General features: G+C 74.2%; 16 protein-coding genes. 9 read left to right on the forward strand and 7 right to left on the reverse strand.

Features of this window, described 5'->3' with window-relative positions; genetic code table 11:
* Window positions 1–154: 154 nt before the first annotated feature.
* Both ACIQFX_RS08945 and ACIQFX_RS08950 read right to left on the reverse strand, forming a co-directional pair.
* Entirely contained in the window at window positions 155–817 is a 663-nt protein-coding gene (locus tag ACIQFX_RS08945) for a response regulator (protein WP_402460283.1), read from the reverse strand.
* Window positions 814–1,944: a sensor histidine kinase gene (locus ACIQFX_RS08950; protein WP_402460285.1), complete on the reverse strand. Its 1,131-nt coding sequence runs from the start codon at window positions 1,942–1,944 to the stop codon at window positions 814–816. Before ACIQFX_RS08950 ends, ACIQFX_RS08945 begins: the two co-directional genes overlap by 4 nt.
* Before the next feature lie 366 nt (window positions 1,945–2,310).
* Between ACIQFX_RS08950 and ACIQFX_RS08955 the strand changes: the two genes are divergently transcribed.
* From ACIQFX_RS08955 to ACIQFX_RS08975, 5 genes are all read left to right on the forward strand, one after another.
* Entirely contained in the window at window positions 2,311–2,745 is a 435-nt protein-coding gene (locus ACIQFX_RS08955) for a DUF6223 family protein (RefSeq protein WP_402460288.1), read from the forward strand.
* A 114-nt stretch (window positions 2,746–2,859) separates the two neighbouring features.
* Window positions 2,860–3,567 carry a VanZ family protein gene (locus ACIQFX_RS08960; protein ID WP_402460290.1) on the forward strand — a complete coding sequence of 236 codons (708 nt, stop codon included), beginning with the start codon at window positions 2,860–2,862 and terminating at the stop codon, window positions 3,565–3,567.
* A gap of 80 nt (window positions 3,568–3,647) precedes the next feature.
* Window positions 3,648–4,376, forward strand: coding sequence for a response regulator transcription factor (locus ACIQFX_RS08965; RefSeq protein WP_402460292.1), 729 nt, complete (start codon window positions 3,648–3,650; stop codon window positions 4,374–4,376).
* Window positions 4,369–5,448, forward strand: coding sequence for a sensor histidine kinase (locus tag ACIQFX_RS08970; protein WP_402460294.1), 1,080 nt, complete (start codon window positions 4,369–4,371; stop codon window positions 5,446–5,448). The genes ACIQFX_RS08965 and ACIQFX_RS08970 overlap by 8 nt, the downstream gene beginning before the upstream one ends.
* 178 nt (window positions 5,449–5,626) lie before the next feature.
* A complete protein-coding gene (locus ACIQFX_RS08975) occupies window positions 5,627–6,085 on the forward strand; it encodes an Imm21 family immunity protein (protein WP_402460295.1) in 459 nt (152 codons plus the stop codon).
* Between the two features lie 90 nt (window positions 6,086–6,175).
* On the opposite strand, the gene ACIQFX_RS08980 is transcribed toward ACIQFX_RS08975, so the two are convergent.
* Window positions 6,176–6,859: an NUDIX domain-containing protein gene (locus tag ACIQFX_RS08980; protein WP_402460296.1), complete on the reverse strand. Its 684-nt coding sequence runs from the start codon at window positions 6,857–6,859 to the stop codon at window positions 6,176–6,178.
* Window positions 6,856–7,239, reverse strand: a complete 384-nt coding sequence (locus ACIQFX_RS08985) for a DUF4406 domain-containing protein (RefSeq protein WP_402460298.1) — start codon at window positions 7,237–7,239, stop codon at window positions 6,856–6,858. Before ACIQFX_RS08985 ends, ACIQFX_RS08980 begins: the two co-directional genes overlap by 4 nt.
* Window positions 7,240–7,288: 49 nt before the next feature.
* Here ACIQFX_RS08985 and ACIQFX_RS08990 point away from each other — a divergent pair, with 49 nt between their 5' ends.
* From ACIQFX_RS08990 to ACIQFX_RS09005, 4 genes are all read left to right on the forward strand, one after another.
* Complete coding sequence (locus ACIQFX_RS08990) at window positions 7,289–8,050, forward strand: DeoR/GlpR family DNA-binding transcription regulator (protein ID WP_402460300.1); 762 nt, start codon at window positions 7,289–7,291, stop codon at window positions 8,048–8,050.
* A 107-nt stretch (window positions 8,051–8,157) separates the two neighbouring features.
* Window positions 8,158–8,367, forward strand: coding sequence for a helix-turn-helix domain-containing protein (locus ACIQFX_RS08995; RefSeq protein WP_026058749.1), 210 nt, complete (start codon window positions 8,158–8,160; stop codon window positions 8,365–8,367).
* Complete coding sequence (locus tag ACIQFX_RS09000) at window positions 8,367–8,921, forward strand: Clp protease N-terminal domain-containing protein (RefSeq protein ID WP_402460302.1); 555 nt, start codon at window positions 8,367–8,369, stop codon at window positions 8,919–8,921. The genes ACIQFX_RS08995 and ACIQFX_RS09000 overlap by 1 nt, the downstream gene beginning before the upstream one ends.
* Window positions 8,922–9,004: 83 nt before the next feature.
* A complete protein-coding gene (locus ACIQFX_RS09005) occupies window positions 9,005–9,553 on the forward strand; it encodes a YciI family protein (RefSeq protein WP_402460304.1) in 549 nt (182 codons plus the stop codon).
* Window positions 9,554–9,682: 129 nt separating this feature from the next.
* Here ACIQFX_RS09005 and ACIQFX_RS09010 read toward each other — a convergent pair whose 3' ends face one another.
* From ACIQFX_RS09010 to ACIQFX_RS09020, 3 genes are all read right to left on the reverse strand, one after another.
* The gene (locus ACIQFX_RS09010) at window positions 9,683–10,591 is read right to left on the reverse strand and encodes an ABC transporter permease (RefSeq protein WP_402460307.1); all 909 of its coding nucleotides are present in this window, start codon (window positions 10,589–10,591) and stop codon (window positions 9,683–9,685) included.
* A complete protein-coding gene (locus ACIQFX_RS09015; protein ID WP_402460309.1) occupies window positions 10,588–11,703 on the reverse strand; it encodes an ATP-binding cassette domain-containing protein in 1,116 nt (371 codons plus the stop codon). The genes ACIQFX_RS09010 and ACIQFX_RS09015 overlap by 4 nt, the downstream gene beginning before the upstream one ends.
* 231 nt (window positions 11,704–11,934) lie before the next feature.
* Window positions 11,935–12,093 (reverse strand): VenA family class IV lanthipeptide, encoded by a 159-nt coding sequence (locus ACIQFX_RS09020; protein WP_402460311.1) that lies wholly within the window; start codon window positions 12,091–12,093, stop codon window positions 11,935–11,937.
* Window positions 12,094–12,171: the final 78 nt, after the last annotated feature.

The raw sequence follows: 12,171 nt of genomic DNA on the forward strand, positions 1-12,171 counted from the left end.
CCCCGCGTCCGGCTCCGGGCCCGGGGGGGGGGGGGGGGGGGGGGGCGGGGGGGCGCCCCCCCCCCGCCCCCCCCGCGCCCCCCCCCCCCCCCCCCCCCCCCCCCCCCCCCCGGGGGGGGGGGCCCCACGACCACGCCCCCTCGGCCCGCCCCGGTCAGGAGCCGTGCGGTGCCACCAGGCCCGACTCGTAAGCGAAGACCACGAGTTGGGCCCGGTCGCGGGCCCCGAGCTTGGTCATCGCCCGGTTGACATGGGTCTTCGCGGTCAGCGGGCTGATGACCATGCGGTCGGCGATCTCGTCGTTGGACAGGCCCTGGGCCACCAGGACGACGGCCTCGCGCTCCCGGCCCGTCAGGTCCCGCAGAACCGCGTCCGTACCCGCGGGGACGGGCCGGCTGACGTACCGGTCGATGAGCCTGCGCGTGATCGACGGCGCGAGGAGCGCCTCCCCGCGGGCCGCGACGCGCACGGCGTGCAGGAAGTCCTCCGGCATGACGTCCTTGACGAGGAACCCGGCGGCGCCGGCCCGCAACGAGTGGAACACGTACTCGTCGAAGCTGTAGTTCGTCAGGATGACCACGTGCACCCCGGCCAGCTCGGGGTCCGCGGCGATGCGCCGGGTCGCCTCGATGCCGTCCACCGTCGGCATCTGGATGTCGACGAGCGCGACGTCGGGCAGGTGCTTCCTGGCCAGCTCCACGCCCTCACCGCCGTCGGCGGCCTCGGCCACCACCTCGATGTCGTCCTCGAGGTCCAGGAGCGCGCGGAACCCGCTGCGGATGAGGGGCTGGTCGTCGACCAGCAGCACACGGATCACGACGACCGGTCCACGGGGAGCTCGGCCCGGACGGCGAAGCCGCCCCCGTCACGCGGTGCGGCCCGCAACCGGCCCCCCAGGGCGGTGACGCGCTCCCGCATCCCCAGCAACCCGAGGCCCGGCATCGGGGCGGCACCGGACGCGGCCCTGCCGTCGTCGTCCACGGCTATCACGAGGACGTCCGGACCGCAGTCGATCCGGACCGACGCCGTGGTGGCGTCCGCGTGGCGGGCGACGTTCGTCAGCGACTCCTGCACGATCCGGTACACCGTCCGGTCCACCGCGGCCGACACGTCGAGGGGCGCTCCCTCGACCGTCAGCGTCGCGTCCAGACCGAACGTACGGGCCCGCCGCACCAGCTCCGGGACGTCGTCGAGCCCGCGCGGCGGACTCGTGTCGTCGTCGCGCAGCGCCTCCAGCGTGGCCCGCAGCTCCCGGCTCGCCTCGCGGCCGGCCTCCTGGATCGCGAGGAGCGACGCCGGCACCTCCTCGCCCCGCTTCCGGGCCACGTGCACGGCCACCTCCGCCTGGACCTTCACGACCGAGATCTGATGGGTGAGCGAGTCGTGCAGCTCCCGCGCGATCCGCAGCCGCTCCTCGTCCGCACGGCGCCGCGCGGTCTCCTCCCGGGTCCGCTCGGCCTCGTCCGCCCGCTGCTCCGCCTGCCGCAGCGCCTCTCCCGCGGCTCCCGCCGCGACGAGCCAGGCGATCTCCAGGGCGCCGCGTGCCTGCGCGAACGCCTCGCCCGTGCCGTGCGATCCCGACGCGAGGGCCGCGAGCGGCAGCAGCGCGAGCACGACCACGCTCACCACCACCGCGACCGTACGGTGCCCGGCCCGCACCGCCGCGTACACGGCGAACAGGTACGCCACGGCCGCCACGTCGAAGCCCGCCGCCTGGTACCCGACGGCGCACGCGCCCGTGACCCCCAGCACGGCGACCGGAACCCGCTTGCGCGCGGCCAGCGCGAGCCCGCCGACCGCGAGCAGCGCGTACCCCAGGACGGCCCGCCCGTCCGAGGCGGAACCCTGCTGGGAGAACCCCGTGACGACGAGCGTCGCCGCCAGGCCCACCGCGACGACCCCGTCCCCGAACCGCGCCCGCAGCCGGGCCGCACCTGCACTCATGCGGGCACCCTAACCGGCCGCCGCCGCGGGCGAGTCCGCCTCGGAGACGAGCCGCCGACTACCACGTACGCAGTAGTTCCCGCCCGCCTGCCGCATCCGCGGTAGCCGCGTGCCGCGCCGGCGGCAGCGCGAAGTGTCCGCGTCCGGCGGACGACCGGGGACACCCCCGGCGGACATGCTCAGGGGACGACGAGCCGTCCGCGAAGGCGACGACGGCCCGTCCCGCGACCGCGACCGGAGCCCCGTCCCGCGACCGCGGCCGACGCCCGGTCCCCTCAACGCGACCGAGGCCCGGCCCGCGACCGAGACCGATACCCGTGCCGCGACCGCGACCGACGAACCGCCCCGAGAAAGAGGAGCTCTTCCATGTCCGCTCGACTCTCCGCCCGCCGCCTGCTCGCCGCCGTCACCACCGTGTGGCTCGCCGGCGTCGCGCTCGCCGCCCCCGCGGCCGCCCGGGCCTCGACCCAGCCGCTCGCCGCCGCCGTCTACGACTTCGGCCCCGGGCGCGCCGGAGCCTCCGCGGGCGCACTGCTGGGCCTGGCCGGCGCGGTGATCGGCTGGCTGGCCGTGTCCCGTCCCGCCGGCCGCCTCGGTGTCGCCCGCGGACCCCTCGGGGCCAGGACGGCCGTGGCGGCCGGGCTGGTCGCCCTGACCCTCGGCGTCCTGGTCGCGACCACGGCCGACGCGGGTATCGGCACCGGCAACGGGCGCGGCGGGGCCTACGTGGCCATCCTCGTGGGACTGGCGAGCACGATCCTCGGCGCACGGGCGGTGTCCCGGGTGCGGCGTACCTCCTGACGGCCCCGCCGGGCCGGCGGACCGTCCACCGGAGGTGCGTGCCGCGGGCGTGTATCGCGGGCGTATCGGAAACCGCATACGCCACCGCAACGGCCCGTCGGCTCCCCTGGGAGCATGAACCACAACCCACCCCCGTCGCCGCCACCCCGTCGCAGGCGCCGGACCGTGCTCCTCGGCGCGGCGGTCCTCGCCCTGGCGGGCGCCCTGTTCGCCGTGCGCGGGCCGCTGATGATGTCCGCCCCGCGCTGCATGGCCGGGCGGTGGCACGGGTGCTACGACACGTTCAACGGCGTGGTGCTCATGACACTGGTCACGCTGCCGCTGGCCGTACTCGTGGCATGGGCGCTCGCGCGCCGTCGGCGTGCCGAAGGGGCCGGGTCGGCGTGGCGGCTGTCGCTCGCCGAGGTGGGCACGGTCCACGGGACGGTGCCGTTCCTGTGGCTGACGATGATGCCGGGCGGCGCGGCGGGCACCGCGCCCGCCCGGGTGTCCCTGGTGCCGCTGAGGGACCTGGCCACGATGGGCCCGCTGGGGATCGCCGGCAACCTGCTGGTCTTCGCGGCGCTGGGGTTCTTCGCCCCGATGAGGTGCGCGGCGCTGGCGTCCCTGCCGAGGGTCCTGGCACTCGGGGCGGGCTGCTCGGCCCTGGTCGAGACCGCGCAGTACGTGCTGCGGCTCGACCGCGTGTCCTCCGTGGACGACGTCCTGGTCAACGCCGCCGGCGCCGTACTGGCCGCGCTGGCGTCGCGCCGCTGGTGGCGCACCACGCGGGACGCCCCGCGACCGGACCCGCGCCGCCCCGTGCCCGAACCGGCGCGCTGAGGCGTGCGCCCGCGGTCGACACGTCCTCGCGCACGCCACCGCATACGGTGGCGATATGCGGTGCTGCTTAGGCTTCGGACATGCGCGTACTGATCGTGGAGGACGAGCCGTACCTGGCCGAGGCCGTCCGTGACGGCCTGCGGCTGGAGGCGATCGCCGCCGACATCGCCGGCGACGGGGACTCCGCCCTGGAGCTGCTGAGCGTCAACTCGTACGACCTCGCGGTCCTCGACCGCGACATCCCCGGCCCCTCCGGCGACGAGGTCGCCCGGCGCATCGTCGCCTCCGGCAGCGGCATCCCGATCCTCATGCTCACCGCCGCCGACCGCATCGACGACAAGGCGTCCGGGTTCGAGCTCGGTGCCGACGACTACCTCACCAAGCCGTTCGACCTGCGCGAGCTCGTCCTGCGACTCAGGGCGCTCGACCGCAGGCGCGCGTACGCCCGGCCCCCGGTCCGCGAGATCGCCGGCCTGCGGCTCGACCCCTTCCGCCGCGAGGTCTTCCGCGACGGACGCTACGTCGCCCTCACCCGCAAGCAGTTCGCCGTCCTGGAGGTCCTCGTCGCCGCCGAGGGCGGGGTCGTCAGCGCCGAGGAACTCCTCGAACGCGCCTGGGACGAGAACGCCGACCCCCTCACCAACGCCGTCCGCATCACCGTCTCCGCCCTGCGCAAACGGCTCGGCGAACCCCGGATCATCGCCACCGTCCCCGGCGTCGGCTACCGGATCGACACCGGCCCCGGCACCACCACCCCCGACGGCGACACCCCGGACCCCGGTACGGCCGCCGGCAGCACGCGTGCGTAGACGCCCGGGGCCCAGCGCCCGCCTCCGACTCGCCCTCAGCTACGCCGGGTTCCTCGCCGTCGCCGGCGCGCTCCTGCTGGCCGTGGTGTGGGTCTTCATCCTGCGCTACGTGCCCGACAACTCCCAGGGGCTCCTCGGGGTCTCCCCCAACCGCTACCTCCTCGTGCGCACCTTCGCGCCCGCCGCCGCGGCGGCGATGGCGTTCCTGCTCGTGTTCGGCCTCGTCGGGGGCTGGATCCTCGCCGGGCGGATGCTGGCACCCCTCACGCGGATCACGGACGCGGCACGGCTGGCCGGGGAGGGATCGCTGTCCCACCGGATCCGCATGGAAGGCCGCCAGGACGAGTTCCGCGAACTCGCCGACGCGTTCGACACCATGCTCGGACGGCTCGAATCGCACGTCGCCGAGCAGCGGAGGTTCGCCGCGAACGCCTCGCACGAACTGCGCACCCCGCTGGCGATCTCGCGGACCCTCCTGGACGTCGCGCAGAAGGACCCCACGCGCGACCGGGGCGAACTCGTCGCCCGCCTGCAGGCCGCCAACACGCGGGCGATCGACCTCACCGAGGCCCTCCTCCTGCTCAGCCGCAGCGACCGCGGGACCTTCACCCGCGAGAGCGTCGACCTGTCCCTCGTCGCCGAGGAGGCCGCCGAGACGCTGCTCCCGCTCGCCGAGCGGCGCGGCGTCACGCTCGACGTCACCGGCGGGACGGCACGGACCAGCGGCTCCGCGGAACTCCTGCTGCGGATGGCGACGAACCTCGTGCAGAACGCCGTCGTCCACAACCTCCCCACCGGCGGCACCGTGTCGGTCCGCACCGAGGTGCACGGCGGCACCGGTGTGCTCCGGGTCGAGAACACGGGACGCCGGCTCCCGCCGGAACTGGTGCCGACCCTCACCGAACCCTTCCAGCGCGGAACGGAACGCGCCCGCACCGACGAACACCCCGGCGTCGGCCTCGGCCTGGCCCTCGTCCACAGCATCGTCCGCGCCCACGACGGAACCCTCGACCTCGCACCCCGCCCCGACGGCGGTCTCGTCGTCACGGTCCGCCTCCCCGCCGCTCCCTGAGGCCGAGGCGCGGTCAGGGAGCGAACGACAGCATGCGGGGCTCGTGCCGGGCGTCGTCGCCGGGTCAGGTCAGCGACCCCGGGGGTACGGGTGGTGCCCTGATGGATGCCAGAGCGGATCGTGTGCCATCGTGCCGAGGGTTGTCGGACATGGGTGCTGAGGTCTGGGGTGGCTGCACGTGGATTGGCTCGATGGGACGGACTACGGTCACTACGCGCTGTGTCCGGCGCCGTATCTGGCGTCGTGGAACGGTACCGAGGCGGATGCGGTGTCCTCGGAGCACGTCGGGAAAGTTGTCCTGCCGGGCCATGGGGACGTCCTCACGCTGGGAGGGCAGGGACTTCCGGTGGCCTATCTGGACAGGGTGACGACCTTCGTCCGGTGGGTCGCCTGCGATGACGACGCCGGGCTGGAAGACGCCGTGGAACGGGCCGTGCACACCCACGAGTGGCACGACGCGTTCGAGATCACCCTGGGCGGCCCCTACGTCCTTCTGGATTCCGGAGCGCTCGGTGCCGAAGTCGGTGAGGACGAAGCGATCCGGGTGGACGTTCCCCCTGGGCGCTACCGAGTGCAGTCCCTGCTCATCCGTCCCTCCACGGGCGAGTTCTTCCTGGAGAGGCTGACGGCGGTCTGAGGCCCGGTCGCCCGGCCTTGTCGCTGGCCCTGTCGCCGACCCGGTCGGCCGGCGACGTCCGGGCCGACGCCGTTCACCCCGTCGGCATCCTCACTGTCGGGCGGTGTCCGCCGTCGGGGCGAAGGGCCCGCTCAGGGCGGCCCACTGCAGCAGCAGGATGGTCTTGCCGTCGGCGATGCGGCCGTCGTGGCACATGGTGAGGGCTTCGGGGAAGGGCAGTTCGAGTACCTCGATGTCCTCGCCCTCCTCCTCGATACCGCCGCCGTCGCCGGTGAGGTCGGCCGGCGTGTAGGGGGCCGCGTAGAAGTGCAGGCGCTCGGTGACCGAGCCGGGACTCATGTAGGCGTCGAGGACGTGGGTGAGCGGGCCCAGCGTGACGCCGAGCTCCTCGGCGCTCTCGCGCCGGATGGCGGAGAGCGGGTCGTCACCGTCGAGCAGCCCGGCCGCGGCCTCGACGAGCATGCCGTCCGGATGGCCGTTCACGTAGGCCGGGTAGCGGAACTGGCGGGTGAGCAGCACGCGCCCGCGCTCCGCGTCGTACGGCAGGACGACCGCGCCGTTGCCGCGGTCGTACGTCTCGCGCTGCTGGGTGACCCAGCGTCCGTCGCGGCGCCGGTAGTCGAAGGTGGTGCGCCGCAGGACGTGCCACCCCCGGGAGGTGAGCTCCACGTCGCGGACCACGACGTCGGGGTTGCCGTCCAGGTCGCGTCCGGCGCGGTCGAGGCCGGTGCGGCCGCGGTGGTCGGGGGAGTCGATGCCGGGGCGGGCGTTCACGCGGCCTCCTGCGGGGTGCGACGGGGGATCTCGGCCACGTCGTGGTAGACGGGCAGGCCGCGACCGAGGGCCGTCGCGACGTCCTGATCGGCTCCGGTGGACTCGCCGGGCAGCCGCAACACGGCGTCGCAGTGGGCGAGCAGGCGCTGCGCGGTCGGGTAGAGCACCTGGTCGGCGAGCGCGTCGGTGGGCCCGGCGCCGGCCGAGCGCAGGACGGGCAGGGCGATCCATTCCCCGATCACGGGGACGTGGCCGGCGGCGAACACCGGCCACGCCGCCGCTTCGAGGCGGGCGAGGTTCGCGGCCATGGCCCGCGGGTCGCCTTCGGTTCCGGAGCGGTAGGGCCCGGCGACGAGGATGAGCATCGGCTTGTCGGTCATGGCGCGCTACGATACATGCAGAAACGTGCAAGAACAGGAGAGAACGCGAATGCTGGCTGCCGAACGGCGCGACCACCTGCTCACTCTGCTCGCCCGCGAGGGCAAGATCGTCGCCAAGGACGTCGCCGCCGAACTGGGCATCTCCGAGGACAGCGTGCGGCGCGACCTGCGCGACCTCGCCGCCGAGGGCCTCTGCCAGCGGGTCTACGGCGGCGCGCTGCCCGTCTCGCCCGCGGTGGTCGACTACGCGGCCCGGCAGGCTGTCGCCCCGGACGGGAAGCAGCGGGTCGCCGCCGTCGCGGCCGGGCTCGTGCCCCCCGGCGGGGCGGTGATCCTCGACGGCGGAACCACCGCCCTCGCCGTCGCCCGCGCGCTCCCGAGCGACCTCGACTGCACGGTCGTCACCCACAGCCCGACGATCGCCGCCGCCCTCCTCGACCATCCGCGGGCGGACCTCTTCCTGCTCGGCGGCCGCGTCTTCAAGCACTCGGCGGTCACCTGCGGCGCCGCGGCCGTCGAAGCGGCGCAGAACGTCTCCGCCGACCTCTGCCTCCTCGGCGTCACCGGGGTGCACCCCGAAGCGGGGCTGACCACAGGGGACGGGGAGGAGGCGGCGATGAAGCGCGCCCTGTCCGCGCGGGCGGCGGAGACGTACATCCTCGCCTCCTCCGAGAAGATCGGCACGGCGTCGCGCTTCCGCGTCCTGCCCTGGGAGCGGGTCAGCGGGCTGGTCACCGATGCCGACCCCGGTGACCCGGTCATCGTGCGGCTGAAGGAGCTCGGCGTGGAGATCCTGGCGGCCGGCGCCTGAGGTCCTCGCGCGGTGCCGCGTGACGGCGGAGTCCGAGAAGCGTCTGGAGGCGGGAATCGCGTCAACCGAGGTTGACGCGGCACCCGCTGTCAACGTAAGTTGACGCCATGACCGATGCGACCGATCTCGCCGCGCGAGCGGGCGACCGCGACCCCCGGGTCGGGCTGCGAGCCGTCTCCGCGCTGCGGCGACTGCTCGAACAGCTGGAAGCCGTCCAGGTGCGCAGCGCGCGGAACCAGGGCTGGTCGTGGCAGGAAATCGCGGCCGAACTGGGAGTCAGCCGACAGGCCGTCCACAAGAAGTACGGGAGGCAGTGATGTTCGAACGGTTCACCCGAGCCGCACGTGCCGTCGTGAAGGGAGCGGTCGAGCGCGCGGAGCGCGACGGCGCCGACGTCGTCACCAAGGAACACCTGCTCCTCGCCCTCCTCGACCGGGACGACACCCGAGCCGCCGCCGTGCTCCGGACGCTCTGCCCGCCGGACCGCCGCCCCTCCCTCGTCGCCGCACTCGCCGACGCCCGGCGCCGGGCAGGGCTCTCCCGCGCCGACACGAAGGCCCTCGCGGACCTCGGCATCGACGTCGGAGCGATCGTGGCGCGGGTCGAGGAGACCCACGGCACCGGCGCCCTCGCGGCCGACCGCAAGGACTCCCGCCGGTGGTCGGGCCGCAGGCCCTTCTCCCGGGAGGCCAAGACCGTCCTGGAGAAGTCCCTCCGCGTGGCCGTGTTCCGCAAGGACCGCGAGATCGGCGACGAACACATCCTGCTGGCCCTCACCCTCACCGGCGGCGTCGTCGCCGAGGCGCTGGCCGACCACGGAGTGACGTACACCGCCGTCGACGGCGCGGTCTCCGGCCCGAAGGTCCCCTGACCACGGAGCCGCCCTCCGGGGCCGCGTACCCACCGCGACCGAATCCGCTCGATCCGGCCACCCCCGAGAAGAGATCATCAGGCATGGAATTCCTCTGCTACCACCGCGACCGGCCCGATTCGCTCCCCCTGCGCGACGCACTCCTCGCCGACCACTGGGCCTACATGGACGGCTTCGAGAAGGAACTGATCGCCCGGGGCCCGACCTTCTCCGACGACGGCACCCTCGTCACCGGCAGCATCCACATCGTCGACCTGCCCGATTCCGCCGCAGCCCGCGCGTTCGCCTTCGACGAGCCCAACTACCAGGCCGGCGTCTACCGGGACGTGCTGATACGCCGGTGGCGCAACCTGCTGGGGCGCACCATGTGGGACTTCCCCGGCGGCCGGACCGGCGGCAACCGCTACCTGGTCATCGGCCTCGGCGAGGGTGAGCCCGCCGACCTCGCCCTCCCCTCCGACCTGGACGACCTGATCGCGTACGGTCCGCTGCTGGCCGACGACGGAACCACCTGGCTCGGCACCGCCGCACTGGTCCGAGCCCCGGACCCGGCCACGGCACGCACCCTCCTGACCCAGGACCGGTACGCCGCGATCGAGGTCCACAACTGGCAGTTCGGCGGACGGGCCTGACGGCCGGACACGCACGAGAAGGCCCCCGGCGCAGCACTCCGGGGGCCTTCACCATCTGTGGGCGCCGTGTCCACGAGCGGCGGCGGCCGTGGACCGCCGCCGCCGCTCGTGGGGCCGCCGAACCCTCCGTCACTCGGGCCGGTTGAAACGGCGGACGGCCCACAGCAGGGCGAGGACGCCGCCCACCAGGAGGAGCGAGGCCTCCAGGAGCAGCGGCGGCGGGTGGCCGGCCCACGTGAGACCGGCGGTGGCCGTCTGGTCGGGCACCCGCAGGGTGATGCAGCGGCGCAGGAGGTCGACCGCGTAGGCGAGGGGGTTGGCGGCAGCGAGGGTCTGGGCCCAGTCGGGGAGGGCGGTGAGCGGGAAGAAGCCGCCCGAGAGGAAGAGCAGCGGCATCATCACCAGGCCGAGGAGCGTGTGGAACGTCTCCGCCCGGTCCAGGCTGACGGCCAGGGCGAGGGCCAGGGCCGTGATGGTGAAGGAGGCCAGGATCATGCAGGCGAGGAGCAGCCCGAGGAGCAGCGGATCGTACGGCAGGCCGGCCACCCCTGCCAGGGTGAGGAGCAAGGCCCCCTGGACCGCGGCGACCAGCGTGCCGCCCGCGCAGTTCCCGAGGAGCAGCGTCGACCGGTGCACCGGGGCCATCAGGAGCTCGCGCAGGTAGCCGCTCTGCCGGTCGGTGATCAGGCGCACGCCGACCATGATGGCCGGTGTCTGCACCGTCATCATCAGCATGCCGGGAAACAGGAACGTCTGGTAGCCGACGCCCAGTTGGGACCGGGGGATGAGGGCGGCGAGCCCACCCCCGAGGATGACGAGGTACAGCGCGGGCTGGAGCAGCATCAGCGCCGTGTGGGTGCGCTGTCCGGCCAGGCGCAGCAGATCGCGGTGGACCAGGGCGTGGACCGCGCGCAGCTCGTGCCGCAGCCGCGCGGGCCGACCGTCGCCCGGAGCGTCGGGGCTCCCCGTGGCGACGGCACCCCCCGCCGGACCGGCGGCACCGGCCGTGTCGGAGGCGCTTCGACTGTACGTGGTCATCGGGCACCGCCGGATTCCGCCGAACCGTCCGGCACCGCGGGAGGCAGGGGCGCCCGGCCGGGCTGCGTCACGTCCAGGCTGCGGCCGGTGTGGTGGAAGAACACGTCGTCGAGGGTCGGCGCGGTGGCGGACGCGGAGCGCACGGCGATGCCGTGCGAGGTGAGCGCCGCGCACAGGCGGGGGATCCAGGCACTGCCGTCAGGCACCCGTAGGCAGATGCCGCCGCCCGGGTCCCTGGTGACATCGCGATCGGGTGGCGCGAGCGTCCGCACGACGTCGTGGGCCTTCGTGTCGTCGCCGGTGCGCAGGACGACCCGGTCGTCCCCGATCGCGGTCTTCAGCGCGAGGGGCGTGCCCTGGGCCACCAGGCCGCCGCGGTCGATGATGGCGATGCGGTCGCAGTTCTCCGCCTCCTCCAGGTAGTGGGTGGTGACGAAGAGCGTGCTGCCGTGCCGCTCGCGGAGCGTGCGCAGGTGCTGCCAGACCTGGGCCCGGGCATGCGGGTCCAGACCCGTGGTCGGTTCGTCCAGGAACAGCACACCGGGGGCGTGCAGCAACTGGCGGGCGATCTCCAGACGGCGGCGCATGCCCCCGGACAGGGTGCGCACGAGAGCACGGTGCCGGTCGCCCAGTCCGGCCGTCTCCAGCACCTCGGCGACGCGGCGGCGCGCGTGACGGCGGGAGATCCCGTACAGCCGCGCGTGGATGAACAGGTTCTGCTCGGCCGTCAGGTCCCCGTCCACGGCACTGTGCTGGAACAGCATCCCGACCCGCCGTCGTACCTGATGGGGCTCGGTCAGCACATCGGCACCGGCCACCGTGGCGCCGCCGGAGGTGGGGCGGGCCAAGGCGCACAGCAGGGCGATCGTGGTGGACTTCCCTGCGCCGTTGGGCCCGAGGAACGCGAAGGTCTCCCCCCGCGCCACGTCCAGGTCCAGGTCGCGCACGGCATGGGTGACGGTGCCCTCCGGCCCCGGGTAGCTCTTGCCCAGACCACGCGTGCTGATGGCGTACGCGGGTCCCGGCGGGTGCCGCGCGGTGCGCGCACCGGAGGGGGCGGCCGTCAGGAGGGCCGCTGGGGAGGGCTCGGCGTCGCCGGCGGGTGGCTGCATGGGGTCCGGTCCTCGTCTCATGGTCCACGTCCACGGGGTTCGCCGACCGCGGCCACCGGACGCACGCGCGCGTCGCAACGCGCGTCCGGGGTGCCGCGGTCGGCACGCCTGAGGTCAGGCGGGGTGTGTGCGGTGGAGGCGCGGCCGCCGGGCGGCCGCGCTGTCGAGCGGGTGGGTGTCCGGCCGGCGGTCGTCCCGGGTCCGGCCGCCGGCCGGATGGTGCTGCACGTCCTACGCGCAGCTGATTCCGATGCAGACCGTGTTGAGGAGCGTCAGGAGGCCGACGCACTCACAGGTGGCGGCGAACGGGGCTCCGTCGACGCCGACCGGGTCGGTCTCCGGCAGGGCGTGGAGCTGGGCGAGGAGTTCGATGTCCTGGTGGTTCTCCATGGCGTTTCTCCTTCTTCTGCGAGGTGGCGACAGAACGTGCTGCCGCGCACACCGGCACATGGACGATCCAGTGCCGGG

The sequence above is a fragment of the Streptomyces sp. NPDC093089 genome (assembly GCF_044754405.1).
GTDB lineage: Bacteria > Actinomycetota > Actinomycetes > Streptomycetales > Streptomycetaceae > Streptomyces.